Source organism: Plesiomonas sp. PI-19, assembly GCF_021368255.1.
GTDB classification, from domain to species: domain Bacteria; phylum Pseudomonadota; class Gammaproteobacteria; order Enterobacterales; family CAMTGL01; genus Plesiomonas; species Plesiomonas shigelloides.
Genome location: NZ_JAJNMQ010000001.1, coordinates 554,290 through 577,427 on the forward strand (window position 1 = coordinate 554,290; position 23,138 = coordinate 577,427).

General features: G+C 53.6%; 25 protein-coding genes. 13 read left to right on the top strand and 12 right to left on the bottom strand.

Translation table 11 applies throughout. The annotated features are described in order from the left end of the window. The first annotated feature begins 139 nt into the window (after window positions 1-139). The 8 genes from nrdR (at window position 140) to pgpA (ending at window position 7,486) form a co-directional block, all read left to right on the top strand. On the top strand, window positions 140-589 hold the full coding sequence (nrdR, locus tag LQ901_RS02525) for a transcriptional regulator NrdR (RefSeq protein ID WP_010864320.1): 450 nt from the start codon (window positions 140-142) through the stop codon (window positions 587-589). Window positions 590-1,307: 718 nt separating this feature from the next. Further along, entirely contained in the window at window positions 1,308-2,804 is a 1,497-nt protein-coding gene (proP, locus tag LQ901_RS02530; RefSeq protein WP_010864319.1) for a glycine betaine/L-proline transporter ProP, read from the top strand. Window positions 2,805-3,058: 254 nt separating this feature from the next. Beyond that, window positions 3,059-4,168, top strand: coding sequence for a bifunctional diaminohydroxyphosphoribosylaminopyrimidine deaminase/5-amino-6-(5-phosphoribosylamino)uracil reductase RibD (gene ribD / locus LQ901_RS02535; RefSeq protein WP_039045511.1), 1,110 nt, complete (start codon window positions 3,059-3,061; stop codon window positions 4,166-4,168). 88 nt (window positions 4,169-4,256) lie between these two features. Further along, the gene (locus LQ901_RS02540; RefSeq protein ID WP_010864317.1) at window positions 4,257-4,925 is read left to right on the top strand and encodes a riboflavin synthase; all 669 of its coding nucleotides are present in this window, start codon (window positions 4,257-4,259) and stop codon (window positions 4,923-4,925) included. A 137-nt stretch (window positions 4,926-5,062) separates the two neighbouring features. After that, window positions 5,063-5,527: a 6,7-dimethyl-8-ribityllumazine synthase gene (gene ribE, locus LQ901_RS02545; protein WP_010864316.1), complete on the top strand. Its 465-nt coding sequence runs from the start codon at window positions 5,063-5,065 to the stop codon at window positions 5,525-5,527. Between the two features lie 32 nt (window positions 5,528-5,559). After that, a complete protein-coding gene (nusB, locus tag LQ901_RS02550) occupies window positions 5,560-5,970 on the top strand; it encodes a transcription antitermination factor NusB (RefSeq protein WP_010864315.1) in 411 nt (136 codons plus the stop codon). A gap of 56 nt (window positions 5,971-6,026) precedes the next feature. Beyond that, on the top strand, window positions 6,027-7,001 hold the full coding sequence (thiL, locus tag LQ901_RS02555) for a thiamine-phosphate kinase (RefSeq protein ID WP_064978082.1): 975 nt from the start codon (window positions 6,027-6,029) through the stop codon (window positions 6,999-7,001). Continuing rightward, a complete protein-coding gene (pgpA, locus tag LQ901_RS02560; RefSeq protein WP_370586010.1) occupies window positions 7,001-7,486 on the top strand; it encodes a phosphatidylglycerophosphatase A in 486 nt (161 codons plus the stop codon). Before thiL ends, pgpA begins: the two co-directional genes overlap by 1 nt. Window positions 7,487-7,619: 133 nt before the next feature. Here the strand turns inward: pgpA and dxs are convergent, their stop codons facing one another. From dxs to xseB, 3 genes are read right to left on the bottom strand one after another with little or no spacing between them, the layout of a single operon-like run. Next, window positions 7,620-9,524 (bottom strand): 1-deoxy-D-xylulose-5-phosphate synthase, encoded by a 1,905-nt coding sequence (dxs, locus tag LQ901_RS02565; RefSeq protein ID WP_010864312.1) that lies wholly within the window; start codon window positions 9,522-9,524, stop codon window positions 7,620-7,622. Window positions 9,525-9,551: 27 nt separating this feature from the next. After that, complete coding sequence (gene ispA, locus LQ901_RS02570) at window positions 9,552-10,445, bottom strand: (2E,6E)-farnesyl diphosphate synthase (RefSeq protein WP_152136927.1); 894 nt, start codon at window positions 10,443-10,445, stop codon at window positions 9,552-9,554. Then, window positions 10,442-10,687 carry an exodeoxyribonuclease VII small subunit gene (xseB, locus tag LQ901_RS02575; RefSeq protein ID WP_233671947.1) on the bottom strand — a complete coding sequence of 82 codons (246 nt, stop codon included), beginning with the start codon at window positions 10,685-10,687 and terminating at the stop codon, window positions 10,442-10,444. Before xseB ends, ispA begins: the two co-directional genes overlap by 4 nt. A gap of 263 nt (window positions 10,688-10,950) precedes the next feature. Here xseB and pomA point away from each other — a divergent pair, with 263 nt between their 5' ends. The 3 genes from pomA to thiI all read left to right on the top strand — a co-directional run bounded on the left by pomA (window position 10,951) and on the right by thiI (window position 14,369). After that, entirely contained in the window at window positions 10,951-11,715 is a 765-nt protein-coding gene (pomA, locus tag LQ901_RS02580; protein ID WP_010864309.1) for a flagellar motor protein PomA, read from the top strand. Next, window positions 11,715-12,749: a MotB family protein gene (locus LQ901_RS02585; RefSeq protein WP_152136406.1), complete on the top strand. Its 1,035-nt coding sequence runs from the start codon at window positions 11,715-11,717 to the stop codon at window positions 12,747-12,749. Before pomA ends, LQ901_RS02585 begins: the two co-directional genes overlap by 1 nt. 165 nt (window positions 12,750-12,914) lie before the next feature. After that, window positions 12,915-14,369 carry a tRNA uracil 4-sulfurtransferase ThiI gene (gene thiI, locus LQ901_RS02590; RefSeq protein WP_233671948.1) on the top strand — a complete coding sequence of 485 codons (1,455 nt, stop codon included), beginning with the start codon at window positions 12,915-12,917 and terminating at the stop codon, window positions 14,367-14,369. A 127-nt stretch (window positions 14,370-14,496) separates the two neighbouring features. On the opposite strand, the gene yajL is transcribed toward thiI, so the two are convergent. Together yajL and panE are read right to left on the bottom strand one after the other, a co-directional pair. Further along, complete coding sequence (gene yajL / locus LQ901_RS02595) at window positions 14,497-15,102, bottom strand: protein deglycase YajL (protein WP_010864306.1); 606 nt, start codon at window positions 15,100-15,102, stop codon at window positions 14,497-14,499. After that, on the bottom strand, window positions 15,089-16,012 hold the full coding sequence (panE, locus tag LQ901_RS02600) for a 2-dehydropantoate 2-reductase (RefSeq protein WP_230405839.1): 924 nt from the start codon (window positions 16,010-16,012) through the stop codon (window positions 15,089-15,091). The genes yajL and panE overlap by 14 nt, the downstream gene beginning before the upstream one ends. 70 nt (window positions 16,013-16,082) lie before the next feature. On the opposite strand from panE, the gene LQ901_RS02605 reads away from it, so the two are divergent. After that, window positions 16,083-16,574 carry a YajQ family cyclic di-GMP-binding protein gene (locus LQ901_RS02605; RefSeq protein WP_010864304.1) on the top strand — a complete coding sequence of 164 codons (492 nt, stop codon included), beginning with the start codon at window positions 16,083-16,085 and terminating at the stop codon, window positions 16,572-16,574. Window positions 16,575-16,717: 143 nt separating this feature from the next. Here the strand turns inward: LQ901_RS02605 and LQ901_RS02610 are convergent, their stop codons facing one another. From LQ901_RS02610 to LQ901_RS02640, 7 genes are all read right to left on the bottom strand, one after another. Beyond that, entirely contained in the window at window positions 16,718-17,449 is a 732-nt protein-coding gene (locus LQ901_RS02610) for an outer membrane protein OmpK (protein WP_039045514.1), read from the bottom strand. 149 nt (window positions 17,450-17,598) lie between these two features. Further along, window positions 17,599-18,969 (bottom strand): MFS transporter, encoded by a 1,371-nt coding sequence (locus LQ901_RS02615; RefSeq protein WP_152136405.1) that lies wholly within the window; start codon window positions 18,967-18,969, stop codon window positions 17,599-17,601. Between the two features lie 172 nt (window positions 18,970-19,141). Next, window positions 19,142-19,474, bottom strand: a complete 333-nt coding sequence (locus LQ901_RS02620; protein WP_010864301.1) for a hypothetical protein — start codon at window positions 19,472-19,474, stop codon at window positions 19,142-19,144. 114 nt (window positions 19,475-19,588) lie between these two features. Continuing rightward, window positions 19,589-20,155: a peptidylprolyl isomerase gene (locus tag LQ901_RS02625; RefSeq protein WP_218572301.1), complete on the bottom strand. Its 567-nt coding sequence runs from the start codon at window positions 20,153-20,155 to the stop codon at window positions 19,589-19,591. Between the two features lie 9 nt (window positions 20,156-20,164). Further along, the gene (locus tag LQ901_RS02630; protein WP_010864299.1) at window positions 20,165-20,740 is read right to left on the bottom strand and encodes a YajG family lipoprotein; all 576 of its coding nucleotides are present in this window, start codon (window positions 20,738-20,740) and stop codon (window positions 20,165-20,167) included. A 266-nt stretch (window positions 20,741-21,006) separates the two neighbouring features. Then, window positions 21,007-21,309, bottom strand: a complete 303-nt coding sequence (locus LQ901_RS02635) for a transcriptional regulator (protein WP_152136403.1) — start codon at window positions 21,307-21,309, stop codon at window positions 21,007-21,009. Window positions 21,310-21,447: 138 nt separating this feature from the next. Further along, on the bottom strand, window positions 21,448-22,389 hold the full coding sequence (locus LQ901_RS02640; protein ID WP_039045518.1) for a sodium-dependent bicarbonate transport family permease: 942 nt from the start codon (window positions 22,387-22,389) through the stop codon (window positions 21,448-21,450). 232 nt (window positions 22,390-22,621) lie between these two features. Between LQ901_RS02640 and bolA the strand changes: the two genes are divergently transcribed. Continuing rightward, complete coding sequence (gene bolA, locus LQ901_RS02645; RefSeq protein ID WP_010864296.1) at window positions 22,622-22,933, top strand: transcriptional regulator BolA; 312 nt, start codon at window positions 22,622-22,624, stop codon at window positions 22,931-22,933. Window positions 22,934-23,138: the final 205 nt, after the last annotated feature.

Sequence of the window (23,138 nt, forward strand, 5' to 3'; positions counted from 1 at the left end):
ATGCCGTTGGCGGATTACGCAGCATAAATCGCTATGTTTGACCTTTCTGGCGTCGAGAATAACGGATTTTTTGCGCCGTATAGCGCCCTCAGAGTACACTACGGTGTACGAATCTGATTATTGCCGTACGGGAGGCTGTATGCACTGTCCTTTTTGTTCCGCCGTGGACACCAAGGTGATCGACTCACGTCTGGTGGCGGATGGAACACAGGTTCGCCGTCGCCGTCAGTGTCTGGAATGCAATGAGCGTTTTACGACCTTCGAAGTTGCCGAATTGGTGATGCCGCGGGTGATCAAGAGCAATGATATCCGCGAGCCGTTTAACGAAGACAAGCTGCGTAATGGCATGTTGCGGGCGTTGGAAAAGCGTCCGGTGAGTGCCGATGATGTGGAAAAGGCGATCAGCCATATTAAAAGCCGTTTGCGGGCAACCGGTGAGCGGGAAGTACCGGCCAAGCTGGTGGGCAATCTAGTGATGGATGCGCTCAAACAGTTGGATAAAGTGGCTTATATCCGCTTTGCCTCGGTGTATCGCAGTTTTGAAGATATCCGTGAATTTGGCGAGGAAATCGCACGCTTGCAGGATTGAGTGTTACGTGGCGCAAGGGGGAGATTATCTCCCTTGCGCCCATTTGCTGGATTGCCGAGGAGCGGCATACTCTCTTGTCTCTTGTCTCTTGTCTCTTGTCTCTTGTCTTTTTGTCCCCTCGAACGCCTTTATTTTTATGCATTAATTATGCAATTTTGATTAGATGAACCTAGTCTAGATAACCGTTCTTTACAGTGGCTATTTCGCATAAAACCAATTTAAAAACAATGCGTTGTCTTTTTATGTGAACAGGTTGTTTACGCATGACACAGGGCGTAATGTCTGACGAAATCATGCGTTAATTTGAAAAATCAATCATCATACAGTATTCTATACAGCACTTGGACCTGAGATTCGGCGGTATCCACCCCCTCTGAATAAGAGCGGATACGGCCTTTCGTGACCGCAATGGCTCGAAACAGGTTCATCGCTCGTAACGCCATAACTCCGAATGGGGTGTGTGCTCTGCAATGCCATTCCGGTTTCTTTTGGCGTGTTCGCCAGATCCGGTATTTCTGGTAATGCCGGTACCCGCAGTACTGCTGCATTCGCAAAAAGCCTGTGATGTTTTGTTCCTCCGCGTGGGAGGTGTCTGACCGTTTGGCCGGTTAAGGGCTGCCGTTTATCTATGGCAACTCGATGGCTGCTAGCTGCATGCGTATCCGTTACGAATAAATTTGCTGTACGTTTTACGGTACAAAAAAGAGGTAGGATCTTAATGCGATTAAGAGGGAAGAAGGTAAAACCACTACAAATTCAAGATATTACTATTATTGATGACGCTAAACTGAAAAAAGCCATTACTGCAGCCGCTCTGGGTAATGCCATGGAGTGGTTCGATTTCGGGGTGTATGGGTTTGTGGCGTATGCCCTTGGGCAGATCTTTTTTCCCGGCGCGACACCTGGGGTGCAGGTGATTGCCGCGCTGGCGACATTTTCAGTACCGTTTCTGGTACGCCCGCTGGGCGGGATCTTCTTTGGTGCGCTGGGCGATAAATATGGTCGACAGAAAATTTTGGCCATCACCATCATTATCATGGCGATCAGCACCTTTTGTATTGGGCTGATTCCGTCGTATGACAGTATCGGTATTTGGGCGCCGATTTTATTGCTGCTGGCTAAGCTGGCGCAGGGTTTTTCGGTCGGCGGAGAGTACTCCGGTGCGGCCATTTTTGTGGCGGAATATTCGCCAGATAAAAAACGCGGCTTTATGGGCAGTTGGCTGGATTTTGGCTCGATTGCTGGCTTTGTGCTGGGCGCTGGTGTTGTGGTGGTGCTCTCTTCGGTATTGGGCGAGCAGCGCTTTATGGCGTGGGGCTGGCGACTGCCGTTTTTCCTAGCATTACCGCTCGGGGTTATTGGCCTGTATTTGCGCCATGCATTAGAAGAAACGCCTGCGTTTCAAAAGCACAGTGAAAATTTGCAACAACACAGTGCTGCCGACGCGCCGCAGCCGGTGTCATTTGCGGAGATTGCTCGTGGCCATTGGCGCAGTTTGCTCAGCTGTGTGGGGCTGGTGATTGCCACCAATGTCACTTACTACATGCTGCTGACCTACATGCCAAGTTATCTGTCGCATAACCTGCATTACCCTGAAGATCACGGGATCTTGATTATCATTGTGGTGATGCTGGGGATGCTGTTTGTACAGCCGGTGATTGGACTACTGAGTGACCGCTTTGGTCGACGCCCGTTTGTGATTGGCGGCAGCATTGGTTTGCTGCTGTTGGCGGTGCCTTGTTTTATGTTGATCACCAGCGGCTCACTGGTGCTGATTTTTGCCGGTTTATTGGTGTTAGCGGTGCTATTGAACGCCTTTACCGGGGTGATGGCGTCGTCCTTACCGGCGATGTTTCCGACTAAAATTCGCTATAGTGCACTGGCGATTGCGTTCAATATTTCGGTGCTGATTGCCGGTCTGACACCCACCTTGAGTGCCTGGCTGGTGGAAGTGACACAGAATTTGTATATGCCGGCGTATTACTTGATGGCCATTGCGGTGGTGGGTTTGATCACCGGTATTTTGATGAAAGAAACGGCCAATTTGCCCTTAAAAGGCGCGACACCGGCGGCGTCGGATAAAGCCGAGGCGCGCGAGTTGCTGCAAGAGCAATACGACACTATCGAGCAGAAAATTGAGGCGCTCAATGTGCAGATTGCGACCCTCGGTGCGCAGCGCCAACGCTTGATTGCGCAGCATCCTGATATCAATTGAGCCTGTTATCAATTGATCGAGTTCTTGCGATGAAAGATAACACGCATGCAAAAACCGGCCTTGCGCCGGTTTTTTTTCTGTCGCTCACTGCGGCGGACGAAATTGGAAGTGCTGAACGCGGTGACGCGTGATGCCAAGGATTGGATTTCTGCGCTGATGGTGCCAAACTGCAAGCAGTTAGTGGCAGTTTGATACGCTGTCGCACCAGAAAGAGTTTGGGTTGATAAGCTCAGACCGCAAGGGAAGTTGAAGCAATGAATGATGTGCAGTATATGGCGCGGGCGCTGGAGCTGGCGCGCCATGGCCGTTTTACGACGGCACCGAATCCGAATGTGGGCTGTGTGATTGTGCGTGACGGTGAGATTGTCGGTGAAGGCTATCACCAGCGTGCGGGCGAGCCGCATGCCGAGGTGCATGCGCTGCGTATGGCCGGTGACAAGGCACGTGGTGCTACCGCCTATGTGACGCTGGAGCCGTGCAGTCATCATGGCCGCACACCACCTTGTGCCGATGCACTGATTGCCGCTGGCGTGAGCCGCGTGGTGGCCGCGATGCAAGATCCCAATCCCGCCGTGGCGGGGCGCGGGTTGTATCGGTTGCAGCAAGCTGGCATTGCCGTGGAGCACGGGGTACTGCAAACCGAGGCCGAAGCGCTGAACAAGGGTTTTTTCAAGCGCATGCGTACCGGCTTTCCGTATATTCAGCTTAAGCTGGCGGCATCCGCCGATGGCCGTACCGCGATGGCCTCGGGCGAGAGTCAGTGGATCACCGGCCCTGCGGCGCGTCGTGATGTGCAGGTGTTTCGCGCTCAAGCCGGCGCTATCCTGACCGGCAGTGGCACCGTGCTGGCTGACGATCCGTCACTCAATGTGCGGCATGCCGATTTGCCGGCGGATATTCAGGCCGCTTATCCGAGCGCGGCCCTGCGCCAGCCATTACGGGTGGTGGTGGATAGCCGCAATCAGGTGCGTCCTGAGCATCGCTTGGTGCAGGTCGATGGTGAGGTGTGCTTGGCGCGGTTGAGCGCCGATACTCAAGATTGGCCGGAAACGGTGCGCCAGTTGACTGTGCCGGCGAACCGTGAAGGGAAAGTCGACCTGGTGACCTTGATGATGCAACTGGGCCGGATGCAGATCAATCAGGTGTGGGTTGAAGGCGGCGCGCAACTGGCGGGTGCACTGTTTGCGGCGGGCTTAGTGGATGAGCTGGTGTTGTATTTGGCGCCGAAATTGCTCGGTGACAGTGCGCGCGGTCTGATCGCATTGCCGGGATTAGAATCACTGGCGCAGGCACCGCAATTTCGCTTTGCCGATGTGCAGCAAGTCGGTGAGGATTTACGGCTGATAATGCTACCGCAATACTGAGTTGCGCGATAATATGCCAGCACTGGATTTTACCTGTCGCGGTGTGCGGGCAAGCGTGCGCCACGGCGGATCATACGGATAACCTCCTATGTTTACAGGAATTGTTGAAGCGGTGGGAACCCTTGCCGCGCTGACCCCGCAAGGGGCCGATGTGCGGGTAACGGTCAACAGTGGCAAACTGGATCTGAGTGATGTGCGCTTAGGCGACAGTATCGCCACCAATGGTGTGTGCCTGACTGTGGTCGCGCTCACGGCGCAAGGCTATCAGGCGGACTTATCGCTGGAGACCTTGCAGCGCAGTGCGTTTGCCGATTACCGTGCTGGCCAAGCGCTGAATCTGGAAAAAGCCCTGACTCTCAATACCCGTTTGGGTGGACATCTGGTCAGCGGCCATGTCGATGGCGTGGCGCAGGTGCTGCGTCGGCAAGATTTAGGGCGCGCCATTGAGTTTTGGCTGCGCGCACCGGCAGAGCTGGCGCGTTATCTGTCGGAAAAAGGCTCGGTAACGCTAGATGGCATCAGCTTGACCATCAATGCGGTAGACGGCGCCGATTTCAAGATAACCTTGGTGCCACACACCCAACAGGAAACTACCACGCTGAACTGGCAAACCGGCAGTAAGATTAATCTTGAAGTGGACTTACTTGCCCGTTATTTAGAGCGTCTGCTGCTCGGTGAGCGTGCGGCGGAGTCGTCAGCGGCTAACAGCGGTGGGGTGAGTATGGATTTACTGGCCCGCAGTGGTTTTCTGCGCTGAAGCGCAGCATTGCCCCGTTTTTACAGATAAAATAAAACGAATCTGTCGAGAGTGACCGAGCAAGCTCTGCACACTTGATAATACTGTGATAGAATCCGGCGCCTTATCGTCAGCCGGAATGAGCAACAGGAAGGATCATGAAGGTAATTGAAGGCTCTGTAGCCGCCCCGCAAGCACGTGTTGCCGTAGTTGTTGCACGTTTTAACAGCTTCATTAACGAAAGCCTGCTGGATGGTGCTCTGGATGCACTGAAGCGCATCGGTCAGGTTGCTGATGACAATATCACGTTGGTACGTGCACCGGGTGCATACGAGTTACCGCTGATTGCCCGTCGTCTGGCTAAAACCGGTAACTATGATGCGATTATCGCTCTGGGCACCGTGATCCGTGGCGGCACGGCACACTTTGAATATGTGGCCGGTGAGTGCAGCAAAGGTCTGGCTCAGGTCATGATGGAATCGGATATTCCGGTTGCCTTCGGCGTGCTGACGACTGAAACCATTGAACAAGCCATTGATCGTGCCGGTACTAAAGCCGGTAACAAGGGTGCAGAAGCTGCTCTGACTGCGCTGGAAATGGTTAACGTATTGAATGCAATTTGAGAGTCCTGAAGGGGGAAAGTGTGAAACCCGCCATGAAACCAGCTGAACGTCGTCGTGCACGCCAGTGTGCCGTGCAAGCCATCTATTCCTGGCAGATCTCCAAGAACGACGTCGCCGATGTAGAGTTACAGTTCCTGACGGATCAGGATATGAAAGGCACGGATATTGCCTATTTCCGCGATCTTCTGGTCGGCGTGGCCCTGCATCACGAAGAGTTGGATCGTGTAATGGCTCCACACCTTTCCCGTGCGATTGATGAGCTGGATCCTATTGAGCGCGCTATCCTGCGCCTGTCCGTGTATGAAATGACCAAGCGTCAAGACGTACCGTACAAAGTGGTGATCAACGAGTCGATTGAACTGGCCAAGATGTTCGGTGCAGAAGACAGTCACAAGTTTGTGAACGGTGTGCTGGACAAACTAGCCCCGCAGGTTCGTAAGTAATTCAAAAAAAGCCGGCATTGCCGGCTTTTTTTATCCCGCTGATTGATGATTGATTTATGTCTTGTGGTGAATTTGACCTGATTGCGCGTTATTTCACGCGTGACAGAGCTTCGCGTAAAGACGTGCAGCTCAGCATCGGCGATGATTGTGCGCTGATGACACTGGCAGAAAACCAGCAATTGGCTGTCAGTACCGATACGTTGGTGTGTGGCATCCATTTCCTAGCGGATATTGATCCGGCGGATCTGGGCTATAAAGCACTGGCGGTGAATCTGAGTGATTTGGCGGCGATGGGGGCGACCCCAGCGTGGCTGTCATTGGCGATCACCTTACCCGAGGTGCAAGAGCCGTGGCTGGCTGAGTTCAGCCGTAGTATGTTTGAGCTGGCCGATTACTACAGTGTGCAGCTGGTGGGTGGCGATACCACCAAAGGCCCACTCAGCCTGACGCTGACCGTATTCGGTCAGGTGCCGTATGGCAAGGCGTTGACCCGCAGTGGCGCGCATCCGGGCGATTGGATTTATGTCACCGGCACGCCGGGCGACAGCGCCGCAGGATTGGCGATTTTGCAACAGCGCTTGCAGGTGAGCGATCCTGAGGCTCGCACCTATCTGTTGCAGCGGCATTTACGCCCCAGCCCACGCATTTTAGTCGGCCAAGCATTGGCGGGTATTGCCTCTTCCTGTCTGGATTTATCCGATGGTTTGGCGTCGGATTTGCGCCATATCTTAAAACGCAGCCACTGCGGCGCGCGGGTCGAGCTGGATAAACTGCCGTACTCACCGGCGTTACGTAGCGTCACTGACCTTGAGCAAGCACAAGCGTGGGCGCTGGCGGGCGGTGAAGATTATGAGCTGTGCTTTACGGTGCCGGAAGTCAATCGCCTGCGTTTGGATACAGCGCTGGCGAATCTCGGCGTAAGCTATAGCTGTATCGGTCAGATCACGGCGCAAGATGGTCGTCTGGAGTTTATCCGTGATGGCGAAGTGCAAGCGCTCGATCTGCACGGTTTTGACCATTTCGGAGGCTGATGATGCGCGAAGGGTTGGATAAAGTGTCGCTACGCAATCCAGTGCATTTTTTGGCGCTGGGGTTTGGCAGTGGCTTATCGCCGGTAGTACCCGGCACCATGGGAACACTGGCTGCGGTACCGGTGTGGTGGTTGTTAGCGCACCTGAGCTTGCCGTGGTATTTGCTGGCCATCGTGCTGAGCTTTATCGTTGGGGTGTACCTGTGCGATAAAACTTCCCGTGACATGCAGGTGCATGACAGCGGCGCGATTGTCTGGGATGAGTTTGTCGGTCTGTTTATCACCATGCTGGCCTTGCCGGCAATGACGTGGCAGTGGGTGCTGACCGGCTTTGTGCTGTTCCGCTTTTTTGACATGGTAAAACCATGGCCTATCCGCTGGTTTGATCGCAAAGTGGATGGCGGCTTTGGCATCATGATTGATGATGTGATTGCTGGGATCATCGCCGCGGCCTTTTTATGGCTGGGTGCACAGTGGTGGGCGTAACTTAGGTTGGTGTAACTTAGGCAGGCCTAATAGCCGACTAGGGTATGCACGGCGGCGACACCACGGCTAATGTTGATGACAATAAAAAACGGCGCGATAAGCGCCGTTTTTTTAATGAGCGAAAGGCCGAAATTTATTTTTGCAGAGTAGCGCGCTGCGCTAAATACTCACGAACCTGACGCACAAAACCTTGCGCATCCAGACCTAAGTCATGGCGAATTTCATCTTGAGAGCCTTGCGGAATGAAAAAGTCCGGCAGACCGAGGTTCAACACCGGCTTACACACGCCCGCCGCCATCAAGGCTTCATTCACCGCGCTACCCGCACCGCCCATGATGGCGTTCTCTTCAACCGTCACCAGCACATCGTGCTCGGCGGCCAATTGCAAGACCAGCGCGGTATCCAGCGGTTTAACAAAACGCATGTCGGCAACGCTGGCATTGAGCTCTTGCGCCGCTTCCATCACTTGCGGTAACAGTGTACCGAAGTTCAAGAATGCGATATGCGGCTGATTGATATCGGCAGAGGCGCTCATTTCCCGCAGCAATACCCCTTTACCCAACTCTAAGGCCGCCAGAGGCTCTAAGATCGCGCCAGTGCCGGTGCCACGTGGATAACGCACCGCCGATGGACCAGAGTGCTGATAACCGGTGTACAGCATCTGCCGACACTCGTTCTCATCACTTGGCGTCATCACCACCAGATTTGGGATGCAGCGCAGGAATGACAGATCAAACGCGCCTTGGTGCGTCTGACCATCCGCGCCGACAATGCCGCCGCGGTCGATAGCAAACATCACCGGCAGATTTTGGATCGCCACATCGTGGATCACCTGATCGTAGGCGCGTTGCAAGAAGCTGGAATAAATCGCAACCACCGGCTTATAGCCACCGATGGCTAAGCCGGCGGCAAAGGTGGCGGAGTGCTGTTCAGCAATCGCCACATCGAAATACTGTTTTGGGTACTCTTTAGAAAAGCGCACCATGCCGGAGCCTTCGCGCATCGCGGGGGTAATTCCGATCAGTTTCTGATCTTTGGCCGCGATTTCGCACAGCCAATCGCCAAAGATGGCGGAGTAGCTTGGCAGACCGCCGCTGCTTTTCGGCAGGCTGTCTTGGGCCGGATCGAATTTAGGCACGCCATGATAGCCAATCGGATCTTTTTCCGCTGGCGCATAGCCTTTGCCTTTTTTGGTCATCACGTGCAGCAGCTGCGGGCCTTTCAGACCGCGCATATTTTTCAGCGTATGCACCAATTCATCGATGTTATGACCATCAATAGGGCCGATGTAGTTAAAGCCCAACTCTTCAAACAGCGTGCCCGGTACCACCATCCCTTTGATGTGCTCTTCGGTACGCTTGAGCAGCTCTTTGATTGGCGGCAGGCCAGACAGCACTTTTTTGCCACCTTCACGGATGCTGGAATACAGCGAGCCAGACAACACGCGCGCCAGATGGTTATTCAGGGCGCCGACGTTTTCCGAAATTGACATCTCATTGTCATTTAAAATGACCAGCATGTCAGGATGGAGATCCCCTGCATGGTTCATGGCTTCGAACGCCATACCTGCGGTCATGGCACCATCACCAATTACGGATACCACTTTACGCCCTTTGCCTTCGTATTCGGCGGCAATAGCCAAACCGAGACCTGCACTGATCGAGGTGGAGGAGTGGCCGACTGACAGCACATCAAACTCACTCTCTTCGCGCCACGGGAACGGGTGCAGACCGCCTTTTTGGCGAATGGTCGGCATGCGATCACGGCGGCCGGTCAGAATTTTGTGCGGATAGGCTTGATGGCCCACATCCCAGATCAAGTGATCAAACGGGGTGTTGTAGACATAATGCAGCGCCACGGTCAGTTCGACCGTGCCGAGGCCAGACGCCAGATGACCACTGGTGCGGCTGACAGAGTTAAGCAGATATTCACGCAGCTCCGCGCACAGCTGTGGCAGGCTGTCTTTCGGCAACAGACGTAATTCTTCTGGCGTATTGGTCAGTGCCAGCATAGGGTATTTAGCGATATCAAGATTCATCACAAACTCGCGTTGCGCGTTAGGGTTTTATTTGTCGCGCTCAATGATGTAACTGGCCAGAGCTTCCAGTGCTTCAGTATTGTACGGCAGAGTCTGCAATGCGCCTAAAGCTTCTTGGTATAATTCCCGCGCTTTGGCTTTGGCTCCTTCAATACCCAGCAGGGCAGGATAGGTACTTTTGCCCAGTGTAATGTCTGATCCTTGCTGTTTTCCGATCACGGCGGTATCGCCGATCACATCCAGAATGTCATCTTGCACCTGAAATGCCAGACCGATAGCGTTGGCATAGCGATCTAGCGCCGGCAATGCAGCAAGACCGGCAGGGCCTGCCGCCAACGCGCCTAAACGCACGGCACAGCGGATCAATGCACCGGTCTTGTGGGCATGGATTTGTTCCAATTGCGCCAGCGAACAGGATTTGCCTTCGGCGGCCAAATCCAGCGCTTGGCCACCGCACATCCCAGCCACGCCGCTGGCCTGTGCCAGTTCGCGTACCTGTGCTAGTTGGATTGCCGCACTCACCGGCTCGCGCTCATCGGTCAGTATAGTAAACGCCAGTGTTTGCAGCGCATCACCGGCCAAAATCGCCTGCGCTTCGCCAAAGCGAATGTGGCAGGTAGGCTGGCCACGGCGCAGATTGTCATCGTCCATCGCTGGCAGATCGTCATGGATCAGCGAATAGGCGTGGATACACTCGACCGCCGCCGCGGGCGCATCGAGCGCGTCTAACGGCACCGCAAACAGCTGACCGGTGGCGTACACCAAAAAAGGACGCAGGCGTTTCCCGCCCAGCAAAGCACCGTAATGCATGGCCTGCACCATCTCTTGCTCTTGCAAAGGCAAGGCGGACAGCGAGTGGCTCAGAACCTGATCGATGCGCTCCCGATACCGGGAAGAGAGTTGTGCAAACAGTGTGCTCATGACTGGCTATCGGTTGGATAAGGGGTTAATTCGGCGTTCGGGTTGTCGCTGAGCAGGATTTGCACCCGTTGCTCTGCCTGAGCCAGCCGCTGCTGACCTTCCCGTGCCAATACAATACCACGTTCAAAGGCGGTCAGCGCCTCTTCCAGCGGTAAATCTCCCGTTTCCAGACGGGTCACGATTTGCTCCAATTCAGTGAGCGTGGAGGCAAAATCGGTGGTTTTTTTCACAGCTCTGGCCATAGCAGGTAAAAACTTGGGAAATCAATGCCGCAAAAGTTACCCCAGCCGTGCCGTCCGGTCAAATCGGCGCAAAATGAAGTGTGCGATATAGAGCGCTTTTTTTTGATTTTGCTGTCAATGTTTTGCACTTGCTGCCGACACAGTGCTATGGGGACGCAAATACGCATTTTTATTGTCCCTTTTCGCATAAAACCCAGAACAAAAGGGGTTTGCGGCGCGTTTTTTGCTGTCTGCCGGCGTTTTATTTGTAAGAGGAATCAGTTGTGGATTTGGCAACACTTATCGGTCTGATTGTTTCATTCGCATTTATCATCTATGCCATGATCATGGGTGGCAACGGACTGGTGTATGTGGACATTCCTTCCGTCCTGATTGTGGTGGGGGGCAGTATTTTTGTCGTAATGATGAAATTTACCCTCAGCCAGTTCTGGGGCGCGGCCAAAATTGCCACCAAAGCTTTTTTCTATCGCTCAACCCGCGCGGATGATTTGATCATGCAGCTGGTGGCGCTGGCGGATGCGGCGCGCAAGGGCGGCTTCTTGGCGCTGGAAGAGGTGGAAATTGACCACCCGTTTATGCGCAAAGCCGTCGACATGCTGGTGGATGGGCACGAGCAAGCCACCGTGCGCATGACGCTATCAAAAGATCTGAATCTGACGCTGGAGCGCCATGAGCGCGGCGAGCAGATTTTCCGTGCCTTTGCCGATGTGGCACCGGCGATGGGGATGATCGGTACCCTGATTGGTCTGGTGGCGATGCTGGCGAACATGTCAGATCCGAAATCGATTGGACCGGCGATGGCGGTGGCCTTGATCACCACCTTGTACGGGGCGTTGATTGCCAACATGATTGCCAACCCGATTGCCGATAAGCTGGCGCTGCGCCGTGATGAAGAGGCGCTCAATCGCCGTCTGATTATCGATGGCGTGCTGGCTATCCAAGATGGCCTCAATCCACGGGTGATTGAGTCGTTACTGAAGAACTATCTGCATGAGTCCAAGCGTGAATTGATGAACGAGGCTGCCTGATGGACGAGCCGCGTAAAATTCCCCGTCGCACTGGAGGTGCGCCGGCTTACATGACCACCTTCGCCGATCTGATGACGCTGCTGTTATGCTTTTTCGTCCTTCTGTTGTCGTTTTCTGAGATGGATGTGGAGAAATACAAGCAGATCGCGGGTTCAGTGCGTAGCGCTTTCGGGGTACAAAATCGGTTAGATTTGAAAGATATTCCGAAGGGCACCAGCGTGGTGGCGCAGGAATACCGCCCTGGGCGTCCTGATCCGACGCCGGTGGAAGTGATCCAGCAGCAAACGGCGGATGTGACTTTACCAACGCTGTATTTCCAGCCGGGCGATTCTGATCGCTCAGGGGCCAAAGTGCAGGTGGAAAAACAGCAGCAGGCGCATGAAGAGAATAAAGCCGCCTCCAAAGCGATGGATGAGGTCTATCAGCGCTTGAAGCTAATGATGGAGCGTGAAAACCTCACCGGCGGGGTCGAGCTGGAGATGTTAGGCCAGCAGCTGTTGATCCGTATGAATGAAGGCGTGGCGTTTGCCGCTGGTTCAGCCTTTTTGCAGCCTAAATTCCGTCCGGTCGTGGCGGATATTACGGCGCTGCTGAACAGTGTACCGGGGCAAATTCGCATTATCGGGCATACCGATGATCGCAATGTGGATACCACCTTGTTCCGCTCGGCGTGGGATTTGTCTGCTCAGCGTGCGGCCTCGATTGCTATCGAGATGGAGAAAAACGAGCATTTCAATCCAGTGCGTTTGGAAGTGATCGGGGTGGCCGATAGCGAGCCGCGTTTCCCTAATGATAGCGAAGAGCACCGTCGGCAAAACCGCCGCGTGGAGATTTTGGTGTTGCAGGGTAAACCGACCGAATCTGGCGGATTAGATATTCCGTCTAGGACGTCGCTGTCACCGGCAGCGACGGTACCGGTGAGTCAGCCCGCTGCGCAGCCCACCACGTCAACAGGTACCACGGCAACAGGTACAGCGGTAACAGATAGCGCGCCAGCCGCTGATGCTACGCCGGCCAGTGAGCTGTCATTCTGAGTGAGTTACTTTTCAGTAAAACAGCCGTATTCGCTTTGCCGAGACGGCTGTTTTTCTTTATCGCTTGCGCGCAGAATGGCTCAACAGTGAGACAGCATCTACGCTATTGTGTATAATCCGCGCCTTCGCGCACTCCTCTTAACCTCCACGTGTTACTGAAAGAATATGAAATTTATCGTCAAGCTTTTCCCGGAAATCATGATCAAAAGCGATTCAGTACGACTGCGCTTTGCCAAGATCTTGACCGGCAACATCCGTAACGTACTGAAAAAGTACGATGAAACGCTGGCTGTGGTACGTCATTGGGATCACATTGAAGTCCGCTCCAAAAATGACAGCGCGGAGAACCGTGCCCGTCTGTTGGACGGTCTGACGCAGACCCCAGGGATCCACCATATTCTGGAAGTCGAAGAGTGCGTGTATACCGATCTGCACGATATTTTCGAAAAGACACTGGCGGCCAACCGTGAACTGCTGGAAGGCAAAACGTTCTGTGTGCGTGCTAAGCGCCGTGGTAAGCAGAGCTTCAACTCACAAGACGTTGAGCGTTATGTGGGCGGCGGTCTGAACCAGCATATCGAAACCGCGTCAGTAAACCTGACCAATCCACAAGTGACCGTGCGTCTGGAAGTGGAAGATGACCGTCTGCGTTTGGTGAAAGCGCGCCATGAAGGTTTGGGCGGCTACCCAATCGGTACGCAGGAAGATGTGCTGTCACTGGTTTCTGGTGGTTTTGACTCCGGTGTATCGAGCTATATGTTGATCCGTCGTGGTTGCCGCGTGCACTACTGCTTCTTCAATCTGGGTGGCTCGGCGCACGAGATTGGTGTGAAGCAAGTATCCCATTATATCTGGAACCGTTTTGGCTCTTCGCACAAAGTCCGCTTCTGTGCCATCAACTTTGAGCCGGTAGTCGGTGAGATCTTGGAAAAAGTTGAAGACGGCCAGATGGGCGTGATCTTAAAGCGTATGATGATGCGCGCCGCATCCGCGGTGGCGGAGAAATTCGGCATTCAGGCGCTGGTGACTGGTGAAGCGCTGGGTCAGGTTTCGAGCCAGACTCTGACCAACTTGCGTCTGATTGATAACGTGACTGACACCCTGATCTTGCGTCCTTTGATCTCCCATGACAAAGAGCACATCATCCGTCTGGCGCGTCAAATCGGTACTGAAGATTTTGCTAAGACCATGCCTGAGTTCTGCGGTGTGATCTCCAAGAGCCCAACCGTGAAAGCGGTGAAATCTAAGATTGAAGAAGAAGAGAGCAAATTCAACTTCGCCATTTTGGATGACGTGATCGAAAACGCGCAGTACATGGATATCCGCGATATCGCTGAGCAAGCCAAAGAGCAAATTCCAGAAGTGGAAACCGTGGCGGAGTTCGGTGCTTACGAAGTGATCTTGGATATCCGCTCGCCTGAAGAGGAAGAGGAAAAGCCGCTGGTACTGGAAGGCGTGACCGTCACCTGCATGCCGTTCTACAAGCTGTCGACCCAATTTGATACGCTGGATCAGTCTAAGACTTATCTGCTGTTCTGCGAACGTGGCGTGATGAGCAAGCTGCAGGCACTGTATCTGCGCGAGAAAGGCTTCACGAACGTGAAAGTGTATCGCCCGTAATTAGCTTGTAAGCGAGTGAAAAAAACCACCTACGATAAGCATCGCTAGGTGGTTTTTTTATGGCGAGGATTTAGCTTTTTAGCTTTTTAGCTTTTTAGCTTTGTGGCCTTATGCCGAGGTTGACGGTTTAGTCAGCGTAATTGTAAATGCCCGGCGGCAGTACCAGCTCGTCCGCCACTTGCGCCGCGGTTTCTTTACCGCACAGGGTATCGATGATTTTCAAGGCAAAATCAATCGAGGTCGCGGGGCCTTGGCTGGTGATCAGATTAAACCTCGGATCGACTGTCACGCGCTTATTGATGCGGTGCTCTTCGGGGATGTCGGTCAACAGGCTGGGATAGCAGGTCATGTTGCTGTCAGCAAACAGGCCGCGCGCCTGTAAAAACAGCACGGGTGTGGCGCAGATAGCGGCCACCCAACGGCCTTCCAAATGCATCTGACGCACTTTTTCGGTCAGCAATTCGCTGCGGGCAAAGTACTCCGCACCGCCAAGACCGCCCGGTAAGACAATCATATCGAACGGCTGATCGGCCACATCGATTAACGCAGCATCGGCCAGCAACGTTGTTCCTCGTGAGCAGGTGACGGGCAGTGCGCCATCACCATCGACGCTAGCTAAGGTAGTACGGATGCCGGCTCGCGCCAGCAGGTTGAGGACGGTCACCGCTTCCAGCTCTTCCGAGCCAGGGGCGATACAGACCAGTGCCGTGGCGCGGTGTTCAGCGTTTGGCATGGGCAGACTCCAATTGTTTGATGGCCGCATACAGGGCCTGATGATGCGGGACAGCAAGACCATGTGCTTGCGCCCGACGAATTAAGTATCCAGTAATATAGTCAATTTCGCTCGCTCTTTGCAGAGTAATATCCTGATGCATCGAGGAAAAGTTCTCTGCTGTCGCCTGAATCACCTGATTGACTCCAGCCAGCAGTTGTTCAGCACTGACCGCGATACCCTCGGCATTCATCACCGCCGCCGTTTCGCCGCATAAGGCCTGCAGCTCGGCTTGCTGTGACAGCAGTGCGCCATTTCGACATTGCTGCAGCGCAGTCAGTGGATTGATTGCACAGTTCACCGCCAGTTTGTGCCACAGCCGTGGCCGGATATCGGTATGTGCGGTGACGGGCGGGAGCGCCGCATTGAGCGCATCGGTAATAGCGTCAAGCCGAGTTTGTCCGGCGGCATTGAGCGCACCGAGATGGGTTTCGCCGTAGCCGGTATGGCGTACGCTGTGGGTCGCATAGCGCAGCGCACCATGGCTGGTGATCCCTTGTAGCAGCGGTTGCTGAATTTGCGCCAGTTGTGGTTCGCTTAAGCTGCCCATGCCGTTATGCAGCAAGACGATCGCGCAGCTTGCTGAGAGCTTGTCGAGCAACGGTAACAGTGCTGGCGCAACGGCGCCAGCTTTGAGCGTCACCAGTAAGCAATCACTGCTGGCCAGATGGTGCGGGTCATTGCATGGCACCTGATACTGGCGTTCTTGGCTTGAGGCGCTGTCTGGCTTGCTTGGCGGCTGCAGAGTAAAGCGCACCGGCGCTGCCTCGGCGATGCGTTGCCAGCCTTGCACGGTATGCCCCTTAGCCTGCAAGTAGCCTAGCCATAGCTGGCCGACGGCACCACATCCCAGTACGGTAATTTTCATCATCTTTTCCCGTCGTTCCTGACTTTCTGCTATTATGCCCGCCATTGTTGAGTTGACAGAAGAGAGAGTCGTCATGCCTTCTTTTGATATTGTCTCTGAAATTGATATGCAGGAAGTTCGTAACGCGGTAAACAATGCCAACAAGGCACTGGAAAGCCGTTATGATTTTCGTAACGTAACTGCCAGCATCGAGATGAACGAAAAAAATCAGACCATCAAAGTTGCGACCGAGTCAGATTTCCAGATTGAGCAGCTGATGGACATCCTGCGCAGTGCGCTGGTTAAGCGTGAGATCCAAAATGGCGCGCTGGAAGAGCCAGATAGCTGTGAGCATAGCGGTAAAACCTTCAGTAAAGAAGTGAAGCTCAAGCAGGGTATCGAAACTGACATGGCCAAGAAGCTGGTGAAGCTGATTAAAGACTCCAAGCTGAAGGTTCAAGCGCAGATTCAAGGCGAGCAAGTTCGTGTGACCGGTAAGTCACGTGACGATCTGCAAGCGGTGATGGCACTGGTACGTGGCGCTGATCTGGGTCAGCCATTCCAGTTCAATAACTTCCGCGACTAATCTCGCTTTTTTGCCCGCATAATCATCTCTCGGCGCGCTGCGGTGTTCAGTATCCACGGAGCGCCGATAACGCGGGCACATAAAACGCGCATAAAAAAACGGACACCTTGGTGTCCGTTTTTTGTTGTAACCCGTCAGCGTTATCAGAAGTTGTACTTGATGGAGTACACCATCGCGTTCTGATAGGCTTCGCTACCCAGTTTCTTGTCCGCATAGCGGTACTGGATACCGGTAGTGATGCTTGGGGTTGGATGCCACCAAACAGCGGCTGCGCCGTTCAGACCATCTTTACCGCCATTGCCGTATGCTTCGTCACGGGCAAATTCATATTCGTTCCAGTTGGTGAAGCTGAACTTCTGGCCAGCCACTTGGAAGTCATAACCCAGAACCCAACCGAACATGTAGCCGTTGCTACCTTCGAAGAATTTGTTGTTGGTGTAGTTAGCTGCCAGGAATGGTTTTGCCCATACAGGACCTACGTTGAAGTTATAACCGATACCGTAGATCAGGTTATTTTCGTAGAAGCCTTTCATGGTGGTGTTGTAGTAGTGGCCGTACAGGTTAAAGCCTGAGTCGCCCAGGTAGTAACGCACGGTGCCTTTAGCTGCGATACGCATGCTACGGCCATCATCACGATCCCACTCACGAGTTGGGTTTTCCAGATCGAAGAAGCCGTACACTTCACCCCAGTTGTAACCGGCACCGCCTTCCAGCTCCAGATATGGGAAGTCTTTTTTACCAGTTTCGCTGGTGGTGCGGCTGCTCCAGTCGAGGTAGTTCGCACTTACGTTAGCAAAACTGTAGATAGGCTCGGCCTGAACAGAGGTAGCGGTCAGGGCAGCAAGTGCAGATAAACAGGCAAGACGTTTGTACATGAATACCTCAGAAAACGACAACGGGTAATGAAATATAGTGTTACATCTCGGTGCAACAGGGCGCACATAATAAAAGCACTTCCCGTTCAGGGGAAGTGCCATAGTGAGAGCTCTCGCAGATTTTACAGCATATTGCGCAATCGATTTAGTTATTTGTGACTTGAATCACTCATTGGCACGCCGTGGTCGGTGGTGAGGGCGGAAAATCGTTTGCCTACATACAACAGCAGGACTAATCCCGGCACCACCATCAGTGAGGTGCAGATGAAAAATAACGTCCAGTTGCCGTGTAACATGTCCACCATTTGTCCGCTAAACGACGAGAGCGTGGTGCGCCCCAGATTCCCCAGTGATGACAGCAAGGCATATTGGGTGGCCGAGAAGGCGCGTCCACTGAGCCAGCTTAGGAACGAGACAAACGCTACCGAGGAAAAAGCGGTGGTAAAGTTATCCACGATAATGGTGGCGGCAAACAGATGCTCATTCGGCCCGACGCTGGCAATCCATGCAAACATCAGGTTACTGCCGGCCATGGCAATTCCGCCAATCAGCAGTCCGCGCACAATCCCGAACCGCACGTTCAGCATGCTACCCATCAGGGTAAACACCACGGTGGCAAACCAGCCAATCAGCTTGGAATACTCGGCAATTTGCTGGTTGCTAAAGCCGATCTCTTTATAAAAGGTGATCGACATGCGGCCTAAAAAGGCTTCACCAATCTTGAACAAGAAAACAAAGCTTAAGATAGAGAGCGCCAATGACGCGCCGTTACGGCGGAAGAACTCGGCAAATGGCTCAACCACGGTGACCGCCAGCCAAGTGACTAGCTTACTGTTATGCAAATAGCGCGAGTAATGGGCTTCGGCTTCGGCTTGTAATTCATCGCGCCCAGTTTGGGGTTCACGGATCACTAAAACCCCCAGCAGCCAGCAGGCGCTGATGGCGCCCATGCCTAAAAATACATGTTGCCAGCCGTATTGATCGGCAAAGTGAAATGCCAGATAACCGGGTAGTGAATAGCCAGTCCACCAACCGATCACCGCCATTGCCGAGCCTTGCGGCAGCATCTCTTTGTCTTGCGACAGAATATCAATCCGGTAGCCATCAATGGCGATATCTTGCGTGGAAGAGGCCACCGCAATGGTAAAGGCCAGCAATGTTGTCCACAGCAGTGAATCGGCCGGATTGGTAAAGCCAATCGCCACCGTCGCCAGCAGGATGAAAATCTGCATCAACACAATCCAGCTACGGCGTTGACCCAAGCGGGCATGCAGCCACGGCAGGCGCACTCGGTCAATCAAGGGTGCCCAGATAAAGTGGATGGCGTAGACGATAAAAATCGAACCAAAAAAACCGATGGTGGCGCGGGAGATACCGGCATCTTTCAGCCAGCCGCTCATACTGGAGCCGATCAGCACCCAGGGAAAACCACTGGCGCATCCCAGCAGAAAAATCCACCACAGCCGGATGTCAGCGTAACTGCGAAGGGTGCTTCGCAGACTTGAAGGAGAGGCTCGCATGCGCCTGTTACTCCGTGTGAAATTCAAAACAGCCACGATGCTATCAGGTAGGGGCGGCGGATGCATCCGTCAGATAGGGCAAACCATACGGAGAGTAGCGATAAACCAAGCCCTCTAGCGGTTAAATGGGGCTGGATTGCGCGGCATGGGGTTGAGTCAGCAGCGCTGTGATTTACGGGCGCGTACCACGAATAAAAACACCGGTACTGGTCGGATGCTGGTTGAGTAAGGCTTGGCAGGTATGTAGGCGCTGGCGTAAAAAACGATTGCCGCGTAGCTCATGCAGTGGGGTCGATTCGAGTAACGCTAAGGTATACCAGAAGGCATGTTCGGTGGGGGATAACGGGGTGTCGTCGGTAAGCTCGCGTCCCCACCAGTGGTGCAGGATCTCATCGCGCAGCAATTGCAATGTCTCTGGCTGCGGCGTGCCATGTAAAATCAGGCGCAGGTGTTCGGCCAGAGCGTCTTGATACAGGGCGACAAATTCGGCGGCAGAGGCAGGCATGGTTCGCTCCTTTATCTTTGTTATATTTATCTTTGCTATATCTGTTGTGTTGTCGCGCGACAGAAAAAAATACAGCAGAAGGACAGCCTCAATACTGGCCTTCTGCTGACAGGTTTAGCGCGTCACGCTGACTTTTTCAATCACAATCGGCGTGACCGGCACATCGGCCATCCCACCGGCATTGCGCGTTGGAACGGCAGCCATTTTCTCGACCACATCCATCCCGCGGATCACTTTGCCAAACACCGCATAACCCGGACGGCCAGGGGTGTTATCCAGCATGGTGTTGTTGCTGATGTTGATATAGAACTGGCGGGTGGCTGAATCTGGATCGGAGGTGCGCGCCATGGCGATACTGCCATAACGGTTGGATAAGCCATTGGCCGACTCATTTTTCACTGGCGCATACTCAGGGCGTGGGCGCAGATCGGCATCCAGTCCGCCGCCTTGCACCACAAAGCCTGGGATCACGCGATGAAACTGTGTGCCGACATAACTGCCGTCATCCACATAGCGCAGGAAATTGGCGACAGTTTGCGGCGCGGCTTGTGGATCGAGCTCAATTGCAATCTCACCTTGTGAGGTTTGCAGAGTTACCGCTGGCGCTGCAGGCGCGGCGAACAGCGCGCTGCTCCAGCACACGAGCAAGGTGGCAGCAATAGACATTAAACGACGCATCATTGGCTCCTATCAGCTGTTCTGACGGATATAGGTATTGATACTGTCATCCTGCGCCATATCGCTGATCACAGATTTCAGTACTTCGTTCAGCGCTTTGCTGATGTCTTCGTTCTTCGCCCCTAACGGCCCTTGAACGTTATAGGTTGCGCGGTACTCTTTCACCATCTCACCTTTTGGCGTACGCGTGATTACGCGAATTTTGGCTTTAGTGGTGATGTTGTGACGCAGGTTGCCTTCAGTCACATCGGCATAGATTTCAATAGGGATAATTTCCAGCGTGGCTTGACCGGTGGTACCCAGCATGTAGCCGCGTTTTTGCATTTGCTTTTCCAGCACTTCTTGCATCAGAAAACGCAGGTCGCGGGACGCGTACAGCGGCTCAGGTTTACCTTCGCCACGGCGTACCATCGCCACGTAAGGCTGTGGACGTTGATCCGAGCTGCTGATGGCAATCGTAGCACCCATCAGGGTTGGGTCTTGGTGTGGCAACGCAATCGGTGGATTGACGGCAACGGTATTGCTAGGTTGGCTGACACAGCCGGCCAGAGACAGGACGGCCAGTAATGGCAGGAGAAATTTTTTCATTGTGCGCACAATCCTTTAGCCTAAAAACTTTATATAAACGTGTCGAGACGTTGATGCTTTAAGAGGCAGCATAATAAACAACCCGCGATCGGGGTAAAAGAGCAAAACGGCAATATTTTCCGCTCCAGCCGCAAGTCGCATGACGGTCTGCGGCCAGTTTCACTCTTACCATGAAACGCGTGTCATCTGATGGGCGAGGCGCGCCGCCATTTGCGCAATGTAAAGGGCGTAAAAAATCGGAAGATATAGCACGTGCACAAGGCACGTTAGAACTTGTCGGCGCGTAACACGCGTACCTCAGATAGCCACTGCACCAAGGCGTAATCTTGCCCGAACTCTTGCATGATCTCCGTGGCTAGTGCTTCTGCGGTAGCGGTGGTGGTGATCAATTCAAGCTGAATGTTCTCGTTGGCATCAAAGCTGCCGCGTTTTTCACCGTGATCGCCTTTACCGCGCGCCGCCACAATGGTCCACCCGCGGATCTGGCGGCGGTTAAACAGATCGACCAGATCGTTTTCCAAGATGGCCTCGGTCACGATGGTCAGTAAGGTGCGGGTATGAAACTGCATGTGTACTCCTTTTATATGGGCGTAGCTTATATGGGGCAGCGTATGGGCTAGCGCTGATTGCATTATTCCATCCGATGCCTTTCATCAGGCTTATGCCATCAGGTACAGATTGCTCATCTAAGATACTACCGTGCGGGCCTACGCCGCCCACTGGGCAAATTGGTAATACAGCGGAACGCCCAGCAGTACGTTAAACGGAAACGTGATCCCCAAGGCCGCGCCCAGTGAAATGGCCGGATTAGCCTGCGGGATCGCCATCCGCATGGCGGCAGGGGCGGCGATATAGCTAGCTGAAGCGGCGAGCAGAGCCATTAAGGTCATGCCGCCGACAGATAATCCCATCAGCAGGGCAAAGCCAATCCCCACCCAGCTCAGCAGTACCGGTAGCCCCAATCCCATTAAGAGTAGTGTGAGACCATGTTGGCGCAGTGAACTGAATTTGCCCGCCACCACCAGACCCATCTCTAATAAGAACAACGTCAGCACCGGCTTGAACAAGTCGAGATAGAGTTTGTCCAGTGGCTTGATCCCCTCGGGGCCCGCGAGCACACCGATGAGCATCCCGCCGAGCAACAGTACGATACTTTTGCCTAATAGCACCTCATGCAGCAATTTCCCCCAGCCATGACCTCGCGGTTTTTCGTCATCGCGGCTGCCGCGGCGTGCCAAGATCACCCCAATCACCAGCGCAGGCATTTCCAGCAACACCAAGAACAGCGTGGTTTGTGATTCATAGGCAATCTGATGGCGGCTTAAAAACGCCACTCCAACGGCGAAAGTCACCACCGAGACCGAACCATAGTGCGCCGCCAAGCTGGCCGCATCAGGGCGGGGGAGGGCCGCGAAACGCAGTAAAGGATAAACCAGCAGCGGGATCACCACGCCCATCAGCAGTACCCACAAGGTTTGCGGTAACACCTGCAACAGGGGTTGCTTGGCCAGCTCTAGCCCACCTTTAATGCCGATCGCCAGCAGCAAAAATACGGACAGCGTATCGTATAAAGACGGGGGCAATTTCAAGTCTGAGCGGGCTAAACCGGCCAGCAGCCCGAGCAGGAAGAATAAAACAACCGGATCCATCGGTGTGCTGACTCCTTTGATACCAGAAGGGAGATAATTTGGCGCAATAGAACGAATCTACTACAATGGTTCAACAAAAAAAACGCTTAAAAACAATAAGGTATTAGCATGCCGCTTTAGCGTATTGCCGCGGTTGGCCATGGAGCAGAAATAACCTTGGTCAATAAGCATCTCGCAGCATATCGGATAATAAAGAAGCGGCACGTGCACGGTCATCAATAGAGGGAAGTCTATGATACAAGAACAGATCATCGCTAAGTTGCAGGCCGCCTTTGCGCCGTTGCATCTGGACGTCATTAATGAAAGCCATCGCCACAATGTACCGGCTGGTTCGGAAAGTCATTTCAAAGTCGTACTGGTGAGTGATGCGTTTTGTGGGCAGCGCCTGTTAGCGCGCCATCGCGCGGTAAACGCCGCGTTAGCTGAGGAACTTGCGCATCATATTCATGCATTGGCGCTGCATACTTACACGCCGGAAGAGTGGGCCGCGATTCAGGGCGATTTCCCTGATTCACCGCAGTGTCTGGGTGGCAATAAGCGCTAAGTAGCACAGTAACCCTGATGTAAACAGATAATTAACCACAAAACCGGGGTGACCCGGTTTTTTTATTTGTGTTAATGACATGTGGTGCAGTTGGTGTTGCCAAATGTTTCTGTTTTTATTTTTTGTGTGATAATAAATCAACCGTCACGTTTTTCTGAGTGTGAGGCACTGATCACATTATTGAATATTGGCTCGTTTAAGCCTG